The sequence below is a fragment of the Arthrobacter sp. TmtSoilC79 genome (assembly GCF_059739405.1).
This window is the reverse complement of the sequence record NZ_AP046051.1, coordinates 2,471,830-2,491,580: the sequence shown is the minus strand read 5'-3', so window position 1 is coordinate 2,491,580 and position 19,751 is coordinate 2,471,830. Positions and strand designations below refer to the sequence as shown.

General features: G+C 62.9%; 16 protein-coding genes. 11 read left to right on the top strand and 5 right to left on the bottom strand.

All coding sequences use genetic code 11. The features are described from left to right. The first annotated feature begins 43 nt into the window (after positions 1-43). From AC6JA3_RS11505 to AC6JA3_RS11480, 6 genes are all read left to right on the top strand, one after another. Entirely contained in the window at positions 44-922 is an 879-nt protein-coding gene (locus AC6JA3_RS11505; RefSeq protein WP_238324868.1) for an alpha/beta hydrolase, read from the top strand. Next, positions 919-1,926 carry an alpha/beta hydrolase gene (locus AC6JA3_RS11500; RefSeq protein ID WP_026540500.1) on the top strand — a complete coding sequence of 336 codons (1,008 nt, stop codon included), beginning with the start codon at positions 919-921 and terminating at the stop codon, positions 1,924-1,926. The genes AC6JA3_RS11505 and AC6JA3_RS11500 overlap by 4 nt, the downstream gene beginning before the upstream one ends. Before the next feature lie 94 nt (positions 1,927-2,020). After that, positions 2,021-2,878: an alpha/beta hydrolase gene (locus AC6JA3_RS11495; protein WP_026540501.1), complete on the top strand. Its 858-nt coding sequence runs from the start codon at positions 2,021-2,023 to the stop codon at positions 2,876-2,878. A gap of 99 nt (positions 2,879-2,977) precedes the next feature. After that, positions 2,978-3,835 (top strand): fumarylacetoacetate hydrolase family protein, encoded by an 858-nt coding sequence (locus AC6JA3_RS11490; RefSeq protein ID WP_026540502.1) that lies wholly within the window; start codon positions 2,978-2,980, stop codon positions 3,833-3,835. Continuing rightward, entirely contained in the window at positions 3,835-5,556 is a 1,722-nt protein-coding gene (locus tag AC6JA3_RS11485) for an FAD-dependent monooxygenase (protein ID WP_026540503.1), read from the top strand. The genes AC6JA3_RS11490 and AC6JA3_RS11485 overlap by 1 nt, the downstream gene beginning before the upstream one ends. Beyond that, complete coding sequence (locus AC6JA3_RS11480; protein ID WP_026540504.1) at positions 5,534-6,787, top strand: DUF3500 domain-containing protein; 1,254 nt, start codon at positions 5,534-5,536, stop codon at positions 6,785-6,787. Before AC6JA3_RS11485 ends, AC6JA3_RS11480 begins: the two co-directional genes overlap by 23 nt. A 62-nt stretch (positions 6,788-6,849) precedes the next feature. Here the strand turns inward: AC6JA3_RS11480 and AC6JA3_RS11475 are convergent, their stop codons facing one another. The 4 genes from AC6JA3_RS11475 to AC6JA3_RS11460 form a co-directional block, all read right to left on the bottom strand. Continuing rightward, positions 6,850-7,917, bottom strand: coding sequence for a quercetin 2,3-dioxygenase (locus AC6JA3_RS11475; RefSeq protein ID WP_026540505.1), 1,068 nt, complete (start codon positions 7,915-7,917; stop codon positions 6,850-6,852). 82 nt (positions 7,918-7,999) lie between these two features. Then, positions 8,000-10,279, bottom strand: a complete 2,280-nt coding sequence (locus AC6JA3_RS11470; protein WP_026540506.1) for a family 78 glycoside hydrolase catalytic domain — start codon at positions 10,277-10,279, stop codon at positions 8,000-8,002. A gap of 47 nt (positions 10,280-10,326) precedes the next feature. Beyond that, positions 10,327-11,598, bottom strand: a complete 1,272-nt coding sequence (locus AC6JA3_RS11465) for a glycoside hydrolase family 1 protein (RefSeq protein WP_026540507.1) — start codon at positions 11,596-11,598, stop codon at positions 10,327-10,329. Between the two features lie 39 nt (positions 11,599-11,637). Then, on the bottom strand, positions 11,638-12,957 hold the full coding sequence (locus tag AC6JA3_RS11460) for an MFS transporter (protein WP_026540508.1): 1,320 nt from the start codon (positions 12,955-12,957) through the stop codon (positions 11,638-11,640). 188 nt (positions 12,958-13,145) lie between these two features. Between AC6JA3_RS11460 and AC6JA3_RS11455 the strand changes: the two genes are divergently transcribed. From AC6JA3_RS11455 to AC6JA3_RS11440, 4 genes are all read left to right on the top strand, one after another. Beyond that, entirely contained in the window at positions 13,146-13,754 is a 609-nt protein-coding gene (locus AC6JA3_RS11455; RefSeq protein ID WP_026540509.1) for a TetR/AcrR family transcriptional regulator, read from the top strand. Between the two features lie 61 nt (positions 13,755-13,815). After that, complete coding sequence (locus AC6JA3_RS11450; RefSeq protein ID WP_026540510.1) at positions 13,816-14,679, top strand: nucleoside hydrolase; 864 nt, start codon at positions 13,816-13,818, stop codon at positions 14,677-14,679. A 399-nt stretch (positions 14,680-15,078) separates the two neighbouring features. Continuing rightward, on the top strand, positions 15,079-16,179 hold the full coding sequence (locus tag AC6JA3_RS11445; protein WP_347783435.1) for a ferredoxin reductase: 1,101 nt from the start codon (positions 15,079-15,081) through the stop codon (positions 16,177-16,179). Positions 16,180-16,192: 13 nt separating this feature from the next. Beyond that, on the top strand, positions 16,193-17,353 hold the full coding sequence (locus AC6JA3_RS11440) for a fatty acid desaturase family protein (RefSeq protein WP_026540512.1): 1,161 nt from the start codon (positions 16,193-16,195) through the stop codon (positions 17,351-17,353). A 494-nt stretch (positions 17,354-17,847) separates the two neighbouring features. Here the strand turns inward: AC6JA3_RS11440 and AC6JA3_RS11435 are convergent, their stop codons facing one another. Continuing rightward, positions 17,848-18,336: a MarR family winged helix-turn-helix transcriptional regulator gene (locus tag AC6JA3_RS11435; RefSeq protein ID WP_026540513.1), complete on the bottom strand. Its 489-nt coding sequence runs from the start codon at positions 18,334-18,336 to the stop codon at positions 17,848-17,850. Positions 18,337-18,442: 106 nt separating this feature from the next. On the opposite strand from AC6JA3_RS11435, the gene AC6JA3_RS11430 reads away from it, so the two are divergent. Continuing rightward, positions 18,443-19,714: an amidohydrolase family protein gene (locus tag AC6JA3_RS11430; protein WP_026540514.1), complete on the top strand. Its 1,272-nt coding sequence runs from the start codon at positions 18,443-18,445 to the stop codon at positions 19,712-19,714. The last annotated feature ends 37 nt before the right edge of the window (positions 19,715-19,751 follow it).

The window sequence follows — 19,751 nt, the reverse complement described above, 5'->3', positions numbered from 1 at the left end:
GCCGCCGTTTCCCGCCTTTCATGCGCCAGTCAAACCTGAAGAGGTGTCGGAGGAATCGCTGCTGCACCGGGAACTCAGTTACGCCATCACGGTCGGTTTCCGCCGCCTTTCCATGGACGTATGGCTGCCCCGGAAGACTTCCGAAGCCGCCGTCCCGGTGGTCGTGTGGATCCATGGGGGAGCGTTCCAGTTGGGCGACCGGAGGGAGCTCCCGCCGACCTTCGCCCCGGACTCTGTGTTCCGGCTGTTGAACGAGGCTGGGATCGCGTGCGCAACGGTGGACTACCGGCACTCCCTCGAGGCCCCTTTCCCCGCCCAGCTGCACGACATCAAAGCAGCGGTCCGCTACCTCCGGCACCACGCTGATGAGTTGGGAATCGATCCGGACAGGATCGGGGCGTGGGGCGAATCGGCAGGAGGCCACCTCGCTGCACTTCTGGGGCTCACCGGTTCCCGGGACGACCTCGAAGGCGGGCTCGGCGTGCAGGGCCAGTCCAGCGCAGTCAACGCGGTGGTGGACTTCTACGGCATTTCTTCGCTCAACGATGTTTCAAGACGGCAAGGAGTGGAGTCCTTCCTGAACGGTCCACTGACCGCGGCCGTCCCGCGAGGAGCTTCGCTTGATCCCGGAACGATGCTCGTGGGAGGCTCACCGGAACCGGCACTGCTGCACGCAGCCAGCCCCCTTGGATATGTCACAGCCGGAGCACCTCCGTTCCTGCTGATTCATGGCAACAAGGATGGCCTGGTGCCGCACTCCCAAAGCGAACTTCTCGCCGATGCCCTGGAACGGGCAGGCGTACAGAATAAACTCATCACCATCGAGGGCGCGGACCACTGCTTCTTTTTTGCCGAAGAGCAGGTGGATTGGATCCTGGAGACGTCCATCGACTTCTTCCGGCGTGAATTCGGGCAGCAATGAGCCTGGACGCCGGGCTCCGTGCACTGATGGAGCCAGTGGCCGGGGAGGCGTCCTTCGCTGAGTTGCTTGCCAATCCATCAGGGATGAACAGGCTGGAGGCGTTCGGCGGGGCGGGCCTCCCGTATTCGCCTCCCCGGGTCCACGTCATGGAGGCGCAGGCACTAGGTCCCAACGGCCTGGTCCCGTTGCGCGTGTACGGTCCTCTGGGCGAGGATGGCCCGCTGCGCGTGGATGGCCCGCTGCGGGGCAAAGCGGACGACGGCGGTGGTCCCGGTTTGGTCTGGTTGCATGGTGGCGGGTTTGCCGGCGGCGACCTGGAGATGCGCGAAGCCGACCAGCTGGCCCGTGAACTCGTGGCCAGGACCGGCGGAGTGGTCATTTCCGTTGACTACCGGTTGGCCAGGGGCGGGGTGCATTTTCCCGTCCCGCACGAAGACGTCATCGCGGCATGGTTCTGGGCCGTTGAACAGGCCAGTGGCCTGGGAATCGATCCGGGCAGGCTTTGCCTTGGTGGGGCGAGCGCGGGAGCCAACCTGGCATGTGGGGCCGCCATGTACCTTAAAGATATCGGCTCGCCGCTGCCGGCGAAGATGCTTCTGGCCTATCCGTTCCTCCACTCGACGGTGCCGCCAGTGACGGTGCCGTCCGCGGTGATGTCCTCACTGCCACCTTTTTTGCGGTTTTCGGCCGAGGACTGCACGGCCATGTTGGAAAATTACCTCGGCGGGCCGGCGAGCTCGGCATCCTCCTATGCCGTGCCCGGGCATGGAGATCCCACAGGGTTGCCTCCTGCTGCCGTAGTGGCCTGCGAATACGACGACCTCCGTCCCTCGGCAGAAATGTATGCACAAAGCCTTCGCGGTGCCGGGGTCGAGGTAGCGTTCAGACTCGAGGAGGGAGCCACTCACGGTTACCTCAACCACTCCGCGGCATTGGACATAGTCCAACGCGGGTTGGCGTTCCTGGCTTCTGAGCTGGCCAGTGCTGACGGTTCCAATGATTGAAATCGACTGTTCACGCCGGGGAGCGTCTTCGACATCCTTGGAGGGAACGCCCGGAACATCTAGGATCCGGCGAAAGACGCAGAGGGAGTCAACGATGACGGAGGGCCGCATACTCACCGGGATTGAGTTTGCCCGCACCGGCGACGACGGCTCGCGGCCGCTGTTGCTCGATCTTTACCTGCCGGAATCCGCGCCCGGGTCCGCCGGCCACCACAAGCTGCGTCCCGCCGTCGTTCATTTCCACGGTGGCGGCTGGCGCGTAGGGGAGCGTTCCTCCCTGGGGCCGGTGTGCGATGGCTTCGGCCTGAGGCCCTTTCATGTTCTTACCGAAGCCGGATTCGTCGTGGCGTCGGCAGATTACAGGCTGAGCGCCGAGGCGCAGTTTCCAGCTCAGCTCCACGATGCCTTGGCCGCAGTTCAATGGCTCCGGGAGCATGCTGAGCACTACGGCGTTGATCCCCAACGTATTTATGCCTGGGGCGACTCCGCAGGCGGGCACCTGGCCAGTCTTGTTGCCCTCACCGGGGCAGGCGAGAGCAAGGTCGCTGCGGTCGCGGCGTGGTACCCGCCCACCGATCTGGTTCACATGGGGGAGCAAGCGCTGCCCAACGCTGTCGCGCGTGCCAGCGATCCTGGCTCCAGGGAAGAGTTGCTGGTGGGCGCGGTACTGGCCGAAAATCCGGAGAGAGCCGCGGCAGCGAGCCCCATCAGCTTTGTCCATCCTGACGCTCCGCCCTTCCTGTTGGTCCACGGCACGGCAGACAGGTTTGTTCCCGCCGCCCAATCGGAGTCCTTGGCCGCCGAACTGCAGAAGGCCGGCGCCGACGTCGAACTCCTCCTCATCGAGGACGCCGACCACATGTGGCGGCTGGAGGACGGAAGTCCGGCCGCTGCCGAGAAGGCCCTCGCGGCCACAGTCTCCTTCTTCCGCCACCAGTCCGGCCATCCATAACTTTTCCGTACTACTGGCTGCGGCCCGGCCTTCAGGCCCGACTTTGCCGTGCCCTCTACCTTCCGACAACCGCCTTCGGGCGAACCTGAAAGGCCCATCATGCAGTACATAGGTATCAACCACGACGGCGGCCCCTGGGTCGCGGCCCTGAGCGGCGAGCGCGTTTTCCCGCTGGCGTCCGTGACGGACTTTTGGGCCGATGCAGCGAGGTGGCAGGAGAAAGCACCGGCGCTCATCACCGACATTGCTGCCGGCCTCGATCGAGCGGCTGTTATTGAGGTTCCACTGGTTCCAGCGTCCGCGCGGGTGATTTGCGTGGGCCTGAACTACAAGGCCCACGCCGCCGAAGGCAGCTATAAGGACCAGGAGCTCCCGCCTTATCCCACACTGTTTGGCCGGTGGACTGCCTCCTTGTCCGTGGGCAACGTACCGGTACCGGTTCCGGGGAGCGAGACGGGCCTGGACTGGGAGGGCGAGGTAGCTGCCTACATCGGTAAACGGGTGGAGTCTGGCGACGAGGCTGCAGCCGAGGACGCCATATTTGGTTACTCCACCTTCAACGACATCACCGCACGGCGTGCCCAAAAGCTCACGTCCCAGTGGACACTGGGCAAGAACGGCGACTTCACCGGTCCCATGGGCCCACTGGTCAGCCGCGATGACGTGGGCGACCTCCGCGATGGCCTCCAGGTCCGCACCCGGGTCAACGGCACGGAAGTTCAGAACGGCAACACCCGGGACATGATCTTTTCCGTCCCGGCCATCGTCTCGCTGATCAGTGAAACCTTTACCCTGCACCCTGGAGATGTGATCGCTTCCGGCACGCCTGAGGGAGTCGGCTATGCCCGCACGCCGCAGTGGTTGTTGCAGGCCGGCGACGTCGTAGAGGTCGAGATCGAGAAGCTCGGCACTTTGGTGACTCCCGTTGGTGGACTGTCGCTCCGGGCGAGGGCCTGATGGCTGTTATCAGCCCGGCGCTCGTGGCGGATTTGCCACCCGAGGTCCCTGTACTGATCTCAGGTGGTGGCCCGAGCGGGTTGTTCCTGGCTTTGGACCTTGCCCACCGGGGGATCCGCAGCGTGGTCATTGAGCCGCGAACGGCCATAGACCAGGACCGGCCGCGTGCCAAGACCACGAATGCGCGAACCATGACCCACCTGCGCCGGCTCGGACTCGCTGCACAGTTGCGGGAGGCAGCGCCGCTGCCTGTGGACTTCGCCCAGGACGTCATCTTTTGTTCGTCCCTGACCGGACGCGAGATCCGGCGGTTCCCGAATGCCTTCCAGCTTGAAGCAGGCCGTTATGGGCCGCAACCGGAATGCGGGCAGCAGGTACCGCAGCCGGTGCTGGAAACCGTGCTCCGTGAGGCCGTGGCATCCTCAGCACATGCCACACTCCTGACCGGGTTGAGGGTGGAGGACTTCACCGCAAGGGCAGGGGGCGGTCAGTCGGTCACCGTGACCGAGGGTGCAGGCAGCCGTACCGTTGGGTGCAGCTTCCTGGCCGGGGCCGACGGCGGTTCCTCCACCGTGCGCCGTGGGCTGGGAATCCGTTTCGAAGGCGGATCTGCAGCCCTGTCCAACATCAGCATCCTCTTCCGTTCCAGTGACCTCGCCGAAACGATCAGCCTGGATGCTGCCGTCCAGTATTGGGTCCTCGGCCCGGGAACAGCCGGGATGGTTGGCCGGATGAACCTTGGCCAAACGTGGTGGGCGATTATTCAAGGTGTCGACGCCACTGCCGAGGGGATTGACCTGGATCCGGCAGCGATGGTCCGATCCCTGGTGGGTGCCGACGTCGAGGTTGACGTTATCGCGACCGATCCCTGGACCGCGCGTATGCTCCTTGCACCGTCCTACGGAAGCGACGGCGTGTTCCTGGTGGGCGACGCCGCTCATCAGAATCCGCCCTGGGGCGGCCACGGCTTCAACACCTGCATCGGAGACGCCGCCAACCTGGCATGGAAGATCGCCGCCGCTTTGGATGGTTGGGCCGGGCCGGACTTACTGAACAGCTACGCCTTGGAACGGCGCCCCGTTGCCGAGCGAACCATCAACGACGCCGCAGCCAATGGCAAGGCGCTCGCGTACCACTTCGCGGACCCGGCTTTGGAACGTGAAGGCGAGGACGGAGCGGCTGCCAGGGCACGCGCCCATGCAGCACTGGGCGTGAAGCAAAGCGAGTTCGATTCCCTGGGCCTGGTGTTGGGGTACAACTACGCAGCATCGCCGCTGGTTGTCCCGGACGGTGCACCCGTGCCTGCGGAAGATCCCATCCTTTACGTGCCCACAGCCAGTCCGGGAGCGCTGCTTCCGCACGCCTGGCTGGCGGACTCAACATCCCTCTACGACCATTTGGGCGCAGGGTTCACGTTGCTGGTGGACGTCGAATCCCTGGCAGGTGGCGACGTCGGAGAAGTGTACGCGCCGGTCCTGTTGGCCGCCGCGGAGCTCGGCGTTCCCGTGGCCACGGTGGCAGTAGGACCTGACAGTAAGGGAACGCGGATGGCGGACCTGTGGGCAGCCGACGCCGTCCTGGTCCGCCCCGATCAACACGTTGCCTGGCGGGGCAGCACCGCCGAACCGGCAGCACATGCCCTCCGCATTGCCGCGGGGTGGTCCCACACCGAAACGCATGAAGCAGAGGACGCCTCCCATGTCGACGCCGTCATTTCGTGACTACCTCTACACGCCGGATCATCCACGTGTAGCGAAACTCCGCGGCCTGGACGCCCGGGCATACGCCGAAGCCGCCAAAGACGATCCGTTTGCCGGCCCCATGATCGAGGGATGGAAGAAGCTGTATCCCCAACCCTTCGTCGGTGTGACCAACGACGGCGTGGTGCGCGAAGGGCTGTACACGCTCACTGAAGCGTTGCCAGGCGAGGAAGCACCGACGTCGGACATGCTGGCAGCAGCTGAAAAGCTGCTGGCGCTGCTGCCTCAAGAATTGCAGAACCGCCTGTGCTACGACGTGGATGCCCCTGAATGGCAGAGCTGGGCCAACCCGGAATTCATGCAGTATGACACCGGGCTTCGCCTGGACGAATGCGAACCAGCAGTCCGGGATGCCGCCTTGACCGTGGTTGAAGCGAGCCTCAGCCCCGAGGGTTTTGCGCTGACACGAAACCTCATGCGCATCAACGGCTTCCTGGGCGACCTCGTGGACCTGCCGCTGCTCATGAACGAGTACAGCTACAACTTCGCGTTGTACGGTGCTCCTTCAGGATCGGAGCCTTGGGGCTGGCAGCTCTTCGGCCACCACGTGGCACTCAACTGCCTGGCAGCGGGCAGCCAAATGGTCATCTCACCAGTCTTCCTGGGCGCCGAACCAGACACCATCGACGACGGCGCCCACCACGGCGCTGGGCGTATTGAAGAACGGGTTTCCAAGGAACGGGTCTTCAAAGAACGCATCCAGTGGGCGCGGGAACTCATGGAGGCCCTGACACCTGGGCTCCGTGCCGAAGCAACCGTCTACCAGCAGATGCAGGACCCATCCATGCCGGAAGGACGCCTGCATGCAGGGGATGAACGGCACCTGGCGGGTTGCTTCCAGGACAACCGGGTCATTCCCTATGAAGGCATTCCGGTCTCATCAATGCCGGCCACCGCGACAGCACTCCTGGACAGGATTGTGGAGGAGTGGATCTCCTACCTGCCGGCCGGCCCGCGGGCTGCCCGCATCCGGGAAATCCAGGGACACTACGACGAAACCTGGTTCTCCTGGATTGGCGGCTGGCAAGGCTCCGAAGCCTTCTACTTCCGCATCCAGAGCCCGGTGGTCATTCTGGAATTGGACCATCACACCGGCGTTTTCCTGAACAACGACACCCCCGCGCCCTTCCACATGCACACGGTGGTCCGCACTCCCAACGGCAACGACTACGGACGGGCTTTGCTCGCCTGAGAAGCCCAACAACAACAAAAGGTCCGGACTCCCTGAAGAGTCCGGACCTTTTGTTGTTCAGCCTAGAAGTCCAGGCCCACGCGCCGCTGCGGCGGAGGGCCGACGACGGTCAGGTCCATCTCTGCCTGCGCCCGGCCAAAACCCTCCATGTCCATGTACGGCGCACCGCCCTCGGTATAGATGTAGTCCTCTGTGGGCTCGTTGAAGTACTCGAAGAAACCATTGAAGACCGATGGCGTCAGGAAGCCCACCATCTGGGTGTTGTGGGCATCGAAAGCGAAGGAATGGATGGTTCCTGCAGGGGCGTGGACAAAGTCGCCCTTGGTCAGCAGCATCTCCCGGCCGTTCGCATAGAGCCACATCCGGCCCTCCGTGCACAGGAAGTTCTCCGTGTGCTCGGAGTGGAAGTGCAAGGGGATATACGGAGATTTGGCGCCCTTGGTGTGGACGGCAAAATAGTTATCCCCGGTATTCTGCGGCCGTGAAAGGTAGGAGAACATGGTCTGGTAGCTGACCAGGCGCTCGCCTTCGCCCGCGCTGAGGAAGTAAGGGCTCAGCGTTGCGGGCAGGCCGGCGTTTTGTTGCAGTCCCGGCTGGACGCGTTCCACATCCGGGAAAGTGATCCCGAATTCGGCACCGACCTCTGCTTGTTCCCGGCTGGTCAGCGTGTGGCCGGCGCGGGCGGGCGGAACGTGTGAGTCGATGGGAGTGCCCACACGCTCGTAGTAGGCCTCCGCCCCGCCGGGTGTCATCCAGTTGAGGAAGCGGGTGTAGTGGCTGGCCATGCGGTAGGCGTGGGGAGTACCCGGCGGAATGACTACTGAATCTCCGGGTGTCAGGATGCGGCTTTCGCCCGGCAGCCACACGTGCAGGATGCCGTCGAAGACGTACAGCGTTTTATGTTCGATCGCGTGGCTGACAAAGGGCGACTCAGCACCCAGGCCACCGGAAACGTAGGCGGCACTGAAGATGCCGCCCGTGTCTGCCGCCCGGGCGATCACGGTGATGAGTTGGCCGTTGATCTCGTAGCGGGCGCCTTCGCCGGAGGCCATGTAGTAGGGGACAGCTTCGCCCGGGAGCGTGTTGGCCAGGGGGAGTGTTTTGTTGATTTCCTCGACGCTGAGGGACATGTGTTCCTTCTTTCCTTCGTCAGGCTGTGTGTCTGCTTTTAGCTTCGCGCACCACGCCGGTGGCCCGATGCTGGATTTTCAATCATTGGAAGGTGAGCTCGGCGGGGTGTGCGCTGATGGTGTGCCGGCCCGGGCCGACTGTATGGTCGTCCTCGCCCGGGAGCCGCAGGACTGCCTCGGTGCCCTCCGGAATCGTCGCGGAGACCTCGAGCCGGCCATCAACCAGGTCCCATCGGACCGAGGCAATGCCGTGGGGCGTCTCCAGGGTGGTTTCTGCCCAGGTGAGTCCACCGCCGGGCTGCGGGGCAATGAGGATGCGGCTGTAGCCGGGGTCCAACGGCGATAGTCCGCCGATGGTGCGGTGCATCCAGTCCACCACTGCGCCCAGGGCATAGTGGTTGAAGCTGGTCATTTCGCCCGGGTTGATGCTGCCGTCCGGAAGCATGGAGTCCCACCGTTCCCAGATGGTGGTGGCGCCCATGGTGACGGAGTAGAGCCACGAGGGGTTTTCGGTTTGGAGCAGGAGCCGGTACGCCGCGTCCAAGTGGCCGGTGACCGTCAGGGCATCGGTCACAAAGGGTGTGCCCGCGAAACCTGTGGAGATACGGAAGCCCGACTTTTCCACCAGCTCGGCCAGCCGACCGCCTGAGAACCTACGATCCGGCTCCCCGAGAATTCCGAAGACAATGGCCAACGCATAAACAGTGGTGCAATCGCTGGTGATGACGCCTTCTGCGGACACATAGTGCGCCTTGAAGGCCGTCCGCAGGTCCGCCGCCATGGCCTCAAACTCGGCCATGGCCCCCTTGTCCCCGAGAACTTTGGCAGCTTCAGCCACCAATGACGCTGTGCGGTAAGCGCACAACGTCGCCACCACGTGCTTGTCAGCTTTCGCCGCCCACGGCTGGTCCGGCGAGGCATCGGGATCGAGCCAGTCACCAAACTGGAAACCGGTGTCCCACAACCCGTTGGGCGAGAGCTTGCTGCGCAGCCGCCGGGCGTGCCCGGTCATGGAAGCGAACTGCTCCTCGAGTACTCGTCGATCACCATAGGCCTCCCACAGTGCCCAAGGGACCCACACGGCAGCGTCGCTCCACACCGCAGCCGTGTCCGGTGCGCCGAACTCCGCAGGCTGCTCAATGTACTTCAGGACGTTGGGCACCACGAAAGGCACCAGGTCCTCGTCGTGGCTCTGTTCCAAGGCCAGGTCACGCAGCCAATCCCGCAGGAAGTCACGGCTGTTGAACAGGAAGGCAGCGCTCGGTGCGAACGCTGAGAGGTCACCTGTCCAGCCGAGCCGTTCATCCCGCTGCGGGCAGTCAGTGGGGACGTCCACGAAGTTTCCCCGCATGCCCCACACCGCATTTTCATGGAGGCGGTTCAGCAGGGGATTCGACGTTTGGAAAGTGCCGATCCGCTTCATGTCCGAACTGATCACGACGGCGGTCAGGCCGCCGTCGAGCAGGGCGTCGACACCTCCTGGCCAGCCCTGAACCTCCACGTACCGGAAGCCGTGGAACGTGAGGGTCGGTTCGAAGACGTCTGTCCCGCCCGAAAGCGTGAACCGGTCAGTCGCCTCAGCCGAGCGTAAGGGCCGGGTGCCCAACTCGTCATGCTCCAGCACTTCTGCGTGACGGACGGTGACCACGTCACCGGCAGTACCAGTCACAGACGCCCGGACCCATCCCACCAGGTTCTGGCCAAAGTCCACCAGGACCTTGCCGGCGGGCGACGTCCATACTTTCGTCGGCTGCAGCTCCATTTGACGGCGTACGGGCGGACCGATGTAGGGCTCAAGACGGCTGAGGTTATCGTCCAGAATGCGCACCGGGGTCCACTGTCCTGAGCTGAACCCGGGGGCGAGCCAGGCGTCGTCGAATCGTCGGGCGTCTATTGACTGCCCGTCATAAAGGTCATTGGCCGTGGTGGCCGAAGGCCCGGCGGTCCACGAGCCGTCCGTGCCGATCACTTGCTGGTGGCCGTCGGCGAACCGAACCCTCAACTCGGCAAACGCACCCAGCTCCTGGCCGTAGTACTTCGAACCCCCCGACCAAGCCAGCCGGCCCCTGTACCAGCCGTTTCCCAGCGCGAGTCCGATGACCGTCGTCGTGCTGATCAGCGCGGTGACGTCCAGTTCGCTGTACCGGACCCGCCACTCGTAGCTGGACCAGCCCGGCGTCAGCAGGTCCTGGGAAGCACGCTGGCCGTTGACCCACGCGTCCACCACGCCAAGTGCGGACAGGAAGAGAGTGGCGGACTCCACATCGCCGTGGCCTTCGGCGAGCTCGAACTCGCCGCGAAACAGCGGTGCGCCGTCGTGCTCTTTGTCCGCAGCAATCATGCGGGCGTGCCAGGTAGTCATCAGGGTAGCCTCCAGGTTTTAGGGATTTGCAGGTGGTGCGGTCAGGATCAGGCGGGTTGGCTTGCGGGCTCCAGCGAGGCGCCCTTGCTCTGCGCCACGCTGCCCAGCCAGTGCGCGCTGGGTTTGGGAGTGCGCTCCTGCGTTGCCCGGTCCACCGCGATAAGGCCGAACTTGGGAACGTATCCGAACACCCACTCGAAGTTGTCGAATGCGGTCCAGGCGATATAGCCACGAACGTCGATGCCGTCTGCCAGGCAGGAGGCAACGCCTGCAACAGCGGTGCGCAGGTAATCCAGGCGCTGGGTGTCGTCCTCGGTTGCCAGCCCGTTCTCAGTGACGATGACGGGGATCTGTGCAATGCGGGCAGCCTCGCGGATGGTCGCCTCCAAGCCCTCAGGGTAGATTTCTTCGCCCATCTGGTTGGTGGGAACGCCGTCCTCGGCGTGGACAAGTCCCTCGGCTCCGAACACCGTGCGTCCGTAGGTCTGGATTCCCACAAAGTCGTCTCCGCGGGAGGCTTCCAGGAAGCGTTCATTGACCTGGCGGCGTATCCGGTCCGCGTTGGCTTCCCCGCCCGGTGCGGCGTGGATGTCCGTGTTGGCCAGGGTCCAGCCCACCATGAGCTCAGGGTAGCGGGCTTTGATGGCGTCACGGCCGGCGTGGTGCGCTGCAAGTTTTACGTCGAAGCCTGCATCGGAGACGGTGAACTGGAACGGGGCCACTCTTGCCGCTTCGATGTTGAGGCGCTCGGCCGCAGCAGCCCAGACGGGCACCTGGCCTCGGGTCTCGGCGGGGCCGCCACCAATGCCGAGTTCCTTGAGCAACCACGGGAGGTTGGGTTCATTCAGCGTGCAAGCGACGCCGATCAGGTCACCGAGGTGCTCGGTAACGCGGGCGCAGTAGCGCCCGAAACGCTCCGGAGTGGCCGCGTCCTCCCAACCGCCGGCGGCCAGCAGCCAGAGCGGGGAGGTGAAGTGGTGGAAGGTGACCACCGGGGTCAGTCCGTGCTCGTGGCACGCCTCCAGGACGCGACGGTAGTGGTTGAGTGCCGCCGTCGAATATTGTCCGTCCTCCGGTTCGATCCGAGCCCACTCCAAGGAGAACCTGTAGGTGGTGAACCCGAGGCTCGCAATGAGGGCGATGTCCTCACGGTAGCAGTGGTAGTGGTCGATTGCGTCGCCGGAGGGCTCGGCGAAGATGGTGCCGGGCAGTTGTTCCAGGAACCAGGTGTCGCTGTTGACGTTGTTTCCTTCGACTTGGTGTGCGGCGGTGGCGACTCCCCAGAGGAAGTTGTTGGGGAACGATGCTGTGCTTGTCATGGTTTTCCTTTTCGAGGCGTGAAGTTGGTTGTCCGCTGCTTAGCGAACACCCTTGATGAACGTGACGGTGATGCCGCCCAGGGCGCACAGTGCTGCTGCTGCGAACCAGAGGAAGCCATAGTTGTGTCCGCTGCCGATGGCCAGGATCGCCGGGGCGGCGGCGGGAACAATGATGTTGGGGATGCTGAGGGCGAGGCTGAAGACGGCCATGTCCTTGCCGGTGTCCCGGGCGTCCGGGAGGACGGCGGCGCACAATGCCAGATCCACGGTGAGGTACATGGCCTGGCCCATCGCGAAGACGATCCATGCAACGACGAACTGTTCAAAGGACGTTGCCGTGGCGCCGAGCACCAAGGCCGTGGCCATGAGGAGCGCCGCCGCGATCACGAACGGCTTGCGGCGACCGATCTTGTCTGAGAGCCAACCGGAGGCCGTAAAGAACAGGATGCTGACGGGAGCCGAAATCAAGGTCAGCAAGCCGGCGCTCTTTCCGGCCTCGGCGATCGGCATGCCCAGGCCGTCCATCAGGAAGAAGATGAAGTAGGCGAAGAGTGCCGTCATGGCGATGCCGGCCAGGAATCGTGAAACCCAGGCCCAGGCAAAGTTGGGGTGCTTTCGCGGGTCGACCAGGAAGGACTTCGCGAGTCCCTTGAGGTCAAGCGGCGGGAGTTCGGCACGTGTCTTCGCTGGATCCTTGTAGAGGACCAGGAGCGGGATGCTGCAGACGAGGGCCAGCAGGACCGGCACGCACATCATGAGCAGCGGGGCGTCCACCAGCCAGGCGGCAAGGTAGGAGCCCGCGGACATTGCCAGTGCGCCGGCCATGCCCATGGCACCCATGACACGCGCCCGTTTGTTGTCTGGAAGGGCCTCGATGGGAATCACCGCGTAGGCGTTGAACGCCGCTTGCGCAGAGACCAGGGCTACGACGTACGCGGCGATGATCACGGGCGTGGACGGCACGGTACCGATCACGGCTGCGGCGAGCAAAGCAGGTACCAGCCCGCCGATGATCCAAGGCCGACGGCGGCCGAACCGGCCGGCGGTGCGATCGGACAGGGCACCGGTGAGCGGGATGGTGACGAGCAGGAGAAGTGAGCTGATGGAGACGGCCGTGCCGTAGCTTGCCTCTTTGGCCGCCGGATCAACTACTGCCAAGCGCAGGGAGAGCGCCGTGCCCAGGGTCAGGCTCATGATGTACATGCCCAGGGCTGCGATGAGGACCAGGGCCATGGTCTTTTTACTGGACGGCGGCGTCTGAGGCGAAACGTTCGACGCCGGCTTGGCGGCTTCTGCTGATGAGCCAGGTGCGGCATTGGCAGGTTCCATGACCTGTGCCTGAGCTGTGGGGTCACCCATAAAAATCCTCCTTTGGATCAGAACCACCTTTGGCTCTCTGTGACCGGTGATGAAGGCCTCGGGCAGTAACGGCCGGGCCTTTCATGCAACGGTAACCAAACCTGGACCACATTGGAATACTTTAGTGGAGATTTCTTTACCAAAGTGGAAAAGAAACTTGGTAGCCTCGTCTGAGAGGAGGTCTATCCATGGAGCAGGAAACCCGCGGGCCGGCCCGCACGGGCAAGCGCGCCCCCTACGCCAACGGGGCCAGGAAACGAGCCGAGCTGGTGGAGGCGGCGTTCCAGGTCTTCGCCGAGAAAGGCTATTTGGGATTGTCCATCCGGCAGATAGCGGAGGCCGTGGGCACCAGCCATACCGCGCTTCTCCATCATTTCGGCAGCAAAGAAGCGCTGCTTGAAGCCGTGCTGGTACTCCGTGAAGAACGGGAAGGGCCATGGAGGCAGGAGCTGATCAGCGAACAGGGCCTCCTGGAAACTGTCCCCGCCGTGATGAGGCACAATGCCGGTATCCGGGGAGTGATCCAACTCGATGCCACGCTGCGTGCGGAGGCCATCAGCCCCGACCATCCGGCCCACGACTTCCTGCTGAGACGCAACCAGGACTTTGTTGACTCAGTCTTAGCTGAGCTGGAGCGTGAGCGTGAGGCCGGGCGTCTGCGGGAAGGCATCCAGCCCCACATAGTGGCCCGCCAGATCACCGCCCTTGTGGACGGAATCCAACTCGCCTGGCTCTATGACGAGTCGGTGGACATGGCCGAACACCTTCAGGCATTCATGGACCTCATCAAGGGCTAGGTCGAGGACTGCATCGGGACAACCACTTCGCAGTACCGTGTCAGGAGAGGCTCGCATTTACATGCCAATGATCAACATCGCAGCAACCAGCAGAGTGGTCCTGGATAACGACTGGGCCGGTGATCCCGACGGACTCGTCGCACTGGCCCACCATGCCATGGCGCCGGCCAATCGGATCACCGCCATCACGAGTTCACTGACCAACCCCATGTTTGGGCCTCCCGCCGGCCAGGCGCAGGCTGGAGTACAACTCGCACAGGACTTGCTGGACACTCTGGAGCAGCGGAACCCCGCAACCGTCCAGGCAGGACTGGATTCAACTTTTACAGGGCGGTCCCGAATGAACCCGGCGGCCCAATCGATCATTGACGCCGTGCGTGAAGAGGACGAGCTGCCCTTGACACTGGTGTGTGCAGGGCCGCTGACCAATGTGGCGGATGCCCTTCTTCAGGAGCCGGAGATCGCATCACGGTTCAAGCTGGCCTGGGTTGGTGGATCTTCCCAGGGGTTGGTTGACGATGAATACAACTACTTCACCGACCCCATGGCTGCGAAGTTCGTCTTTGCCAACCAGCAGCTGGACATTGACCAGTTTCCTGCGGAGGCGTACCGACCAGTTGTTATTTCCGTGGCGGAGCTTGATGAGGCACTGAGGGCCGGCGGCCGCGTAGGTAGGTGGTTATGGGATCACTTTCATGGCTTGGAAGTCCCGGACTTCATCAAGTTTGGGCCCTTGTGGTGCCTGGGTGACAGCGCCCCCTTGGTTGTCACCGGGCTCGGCGAAGTGACCAGTACATTCGAGACTACGAGCACAACTCCGCAGAGGCGCATGTGCCAACGGGTTGATGGGCGGCTGGTTGTTGCTGACTTTCTGGCCAGTCTGCGGCTGCAGGCCGCACGTCACTCCACGTCGGCTGCCCGTTGACGAGTCCAATTGAGCCAGCCCGTCGGTAAGCTTCCACGTGCGCGCGGACGTGGCTGCCGTCGTCGCTGAGCCCTGGATAAGTCTGAGGTTGTTCATCGAGGGAGAGCAAGAAGGTTGCCAGGGTTTGCGTGGAATCCAGTAGACGTATTAACCTCTTCCTACTGAAACCGGCATGGGCCACCGAAGCCCGGAGAGGAGGAGCGCATCACCGCTGACCAATCCAAGCATCACGTCCCATTCCCGTTGAAAGCCCCTCCCGAGGGGCTTTCCCTATGCATGGAAGCCAATTAGGCGTCAGCATGAGGCAAATCGTAAGCATGCTTACTGCAGTTGGTAGTGTGGATGTCCCGATGGACCCAGCCGGGGTTCTCGTTCTCCGTCGTTGTGAGGAGTACCCCCATGGTCAGCTTTCGGCCCTTGGCCCGTATAGCTTCAGTTTTGACGAGCCCGCTTGCGCCGGAGGATGTGCTGGCGCTCTTCAATCCGGTCTATTCGTCTCGTCAGCTGCGTGGAGTCGTCACTAAGGTAGTCCAGGAAACAGCCCAATCAGCCACTATTTTCTTCCGGCCCGGCCGCGGCTGGCATGCCCACCTCGCCGGCCAATGGGCGCGAATAGGGGTGGAACTGAACGGGGTGCGCCAATGGCGGTCCTATTCGCTGAGCGCGAAGGCAGGTAAGGATCCGGCCATCACGGTCACTGACGTTGGATCCGTGTCCGGGACCTTGGTCCGTAACACGAAAGTGGGTGACGTCCTCTTCCTGGCGCCACCCCAGGGCGACTTTGTCCTCCCTGAGCATCCACGGTCACTTCTGATGCTCACTGCGGGAAGCGGCATCACCCCCGTCATGTCAATGATTCGGACACTGGTCCCAAGCCGCCCCGACGCAGATGTTGTCCTGATCCACTCCTCCCGCGAGGAGGGCGACACTATCTTTCGTGAAGAACTGGCTGAACTCGCTGATCAGTTCCCCAACTTCCGATTGGTGCAGTGGCACACGGGCGGTCGCGGCCGCCTGAACTTTACGTCCACGGCCGCACTGGAAGAGGTCTGCCCGGACTGGCGGAACAGGGCAGCATATGCGTGTGGCCCTGAATCGTTCCTGAACGATGCCGAAGATATGTGGAACCGGGCTGCGTTGCCTGCAGCCGCCACAGCAGTGAAGGAATCCGATGGTGGAAGCGGGCACGGCTCGCTCACTATCGAACGATTCAGCACCGAACTCTTGGGAGGGGACGGCAGTGAAGGTGGCGTGGTCACCTTCGAAGCTTCTGACCGCGAGGTCATGGCCGACGGCGGGGTCCCCATTCTCGACGTCGGGGAGGACGCGGGGGTGCTGATGCCCAGCGGCTGCCGCATGGGTATTTGTCACAGCTGTCTGACTCCGCTGCTCGCCGGAAGAGTCCGCGACCTGCGTACCGGTGAAGTCCATGGAGCGCCCGGGGAACTCATCCAAACCTGCGTCTCGGCAGCCGCCGGGCCAGTCAACCTCGAAATCTGAGGAGCACAACCGCATGTCAGTAGTTTCAACCAAAAGGTCCGCCGCCGTCGTCGAACCCAAGACACGTCCTGGTGCCCTTGCCGATGAGGGCAGGCCCACCGTGCGACCTCCGGCGGCCGCACACCTCAGCGACGAGCAAGTAGCTGAACTGGGCCGTGAACTCGACGCGCTTCGCGACGAAATCCTCGCCAAACGAGGTTCAAGCGACGCTGAGTACATCAGGCGCATGATCAAGATCCAACGCGGGTTGGAGATCTCCGGTCGGGCCGCGCTGCTGGCAGGCAAGAACAGGGTGGCCTGGTTCACCGGCACAACACTGCTCAGCGTGGCCAAAATCCTGGAGAACATGGAACTTGGCCACAACATCCTCCACGGCCAGTGGGACTGGATGCGTGACCCGGACATTCACTCCACCACCTGGGAATGGGACTTCGTCACCCCGTCGCGGTCGTGGCAACACACGCACAACGACCTCCACCACCGCTGGACCAACGTGGTGGGCAAGGACCGCGACGTCGGCTATAACCTTTTGCGCATGGACCCCGACCAGGAGTGGAAGCCGTTCAACCTGGGCAATCCGCTGTACAACGCCTTGCTCGCGCCAGTGTTCGAATGGGGCATAGCCATCTACGATCTGGAGATTCCCGAGTACAAGGAAGGCCTGAAGTCGAAGGAGGCCATGAATAAGGACCTCAAGGCGCTGGGGCGGAAGGCGATCAAACAGTTCGCCAAGGACTATGCAGCCACCCCGGCCTTGGCCATGCTGTCGGGTTCAGGGAAACAAGCCCTCTACGGCACGCTCGCTGCCAATGCCATCCGCAATGTCTGGGCCCATGCGGTTATTTTTTGCGGACACTTCCCTGAAGGAACGGACACGTTCACCGAGGAAATGGTGGAAGGCGAAACCCGCGGCGACTGGTACGTCCGCCAGATGATCGGCTCTGCCAACATCTCCGGCCCACGGTTCATGCACCTCATGACAGGAAACTTATCCCACCAGATCGAACACCACCTCTTCCCCGACCTTCCCTCCAACCGGTACGCCGAGATCGCACCCAAGGTCCGCGACATCTGCGAACGTTACGGCTTGAAGTACACCACGGGACCGCTGCCCAAGCAGGTCGGCTCCGCGTGGGCTAAGGTCTTCAAACTCGCCCTGCCTCCCAAAAAATAGGCAGCACGGCGTTCCCGGCAGCCCCGGAGCTATCGAATTCCTGGGGGACAGTACGAACCTCGCTGAAAACGCTACCTATTGACACTGCGGCGGCGCGGCTTGTCACTATCCGACTCGTGACTAAAGAAAATAGCCTGCCCACAGCCACGGATCCATCTAAGCCTGTAGTTGGCTGGTCCTTTTGGTTCCGTGGGCGAGGCGCCAGCCAGTCCCGGCTCTTCGCAAGGTGGCTGGGACGTCGGCGCACATGACCCAGCGCCAACTTGGATCTTGAGTCAATCTTGAGGTCTTACTGAGCAATTCTTGAGGTTGCGCCACCATTTTTAATAGCGTCCGGGCGGAAGCATGGACATCCTGGGTGGCAGGTCTTGCAGTGGGCCGCCTCCCAGACTCCTCCCACGGCTGGTAAGGCGATTCCGAGAGGCAGAGGTCCCTAACTCGGACTTGTCCTTTGCCGGAGCCGGCGCGTTGGGCATTAGCTGGCCTGTCTACCGTTAGTCCTCCAGTGAGGGCCGGGGGAGTGACGCCGTTGCCCTCACGTACTTATGCAGCAACCTGGCGAATTGGATCCGCTCGTCGTGGTCCCAATCTTGGGTGATGTAGTCGAATGCTTGACGTTGTTGGCGGCGGGAGTATGCCAACGCCTCGTGACCTGCGGCGGTTAGTCGCAGGGTGATGCTTCGCCCGTCCGTTTGGGAAGCGACCCGCTCCAACAGCCCCTCGCCCACACAACGGGCTACGAGGCGGCTCACTGCGGTGCGGTCCATGCTCAGGGCGGCGGCAACGGCGTTGACGCTCAAGAGTCCGTCCGATTCCTCTACTACTGCCAGCAGAAGATCACGTTGAATGTCCGTGCGCACGATGGGCGGGTCCAGCGGAACGCTCGACGTCCGCCGCCGCAGCTTGGAGAAGGCCGTGCCGATCGTCTCGAGAAGAGCTTCATCATCCGGGCCGGCCCCCGACTCTGTGGTGCGGTCATTCATGGCAACTCCTAAAGTACGTGCATATTGTCACCTAGATGATACTATGCACATACATGGACGGGGTCATCGACTGATTCTCGACGACATTGAAACGGGGACTAATCCTATGCGTACTGCAATTGTGGCCGATCGCGTATTTGACGGTACAAAGAACCTTGGGCGAAAGGTAGTTGTTATCGCCGACGGCCTTATCGACGCCGTCACGGATCGGGTCCCGGAGGGTGTCGGAATCGTTGAAGCTCCGGGAACGACACTTCTGCCCGGGTTGATCGACGCACACGTCCATACTGACGTCAGCGGACTGCGGATGGCGCTGCAATTCGGTGTGACCACGGAGTTGGAAATGCAGGGCGTCAATACTGCCCGCGACCGCGACCATATTATGCAGGACGACTCCCTTGCCGATGTCCGTTCCGCCGGCTTCGGCCTCACGCCGCCCGGTGGACACCCGGAGGAATTGTTCCCCAAAGACTTCAATCCACAGCGCGGCAAGGGTCCTGGCGGTCCCGGTGCGCGGGTGCGCGTTGATCCCATTGTGCGGGCGAAGGTCACCTCGCCGCAGGAAGCTGTTTCCGTGGTCCAAAAGCTGGCCGGAGCCGGTTCCGACTACATCAAATTCATGGTTGACGACGGAACCGTCGAAGGCCACCCGGGCTTGCCAATGCTCGATCAAGCCACACTGAATGCCGGTGTAGCCGAAGCGCGCCGACTGGGCATGACCACCATTGCCCATGCGCTCACCCTTGACGCAACACGGATGAGTATTGAGGCCGGGATTGATGGCCTGGCGCATTTGTTCATGGACCGCCCGCACACTCCGGAGATCGTCGATGCGATCGCTCAGTCCGACACATTCGTGGTCGCGTGCGTGGTGTTGAATGCCTCCATGATGGGGATCACCGGGGCCGCCCTTGCAGATGACCCAAGGGTCTCCTCGAAGCTCTCAAAGGAATGGGACGAAACTCTAAGGAGCAGCTTCAACCATTTCCCCCAAGGCCGTCTCCAAGACGTCCTGAACACTGTGCGCGCGCTGGATGAAGCCGGAGTTGACCTGCTCATCGGAACAGATGTCTCCCAACCTCTGCCGTTCCTCGGAGGCCTGGCCCACGGCGCCAGCGTTCATCAGGAGCTTCAACATTTTGTTGACGCCGGACTAACCCCAATCAAAGCGCTCAGCGCTGCGACGGCAGTCACCGCACGACGTTTTGGCCTCACTGATCGGGGAAGTATCGAGGTTGGCCAGCGCGCAGACCTCCTCCTTGTCGACGGCGACCCCACTTCCACAATCAGCGACACCCTCAATGTCCGCGACGTCTGGCGACGAGGTACGCGCGCAGAGCACTTGGTCTCCGTAAACGAGGGTCTCCCATTGTCCTGAACAACCGGAAATGCAGTTGCAGGGGGTTTCGCGCACT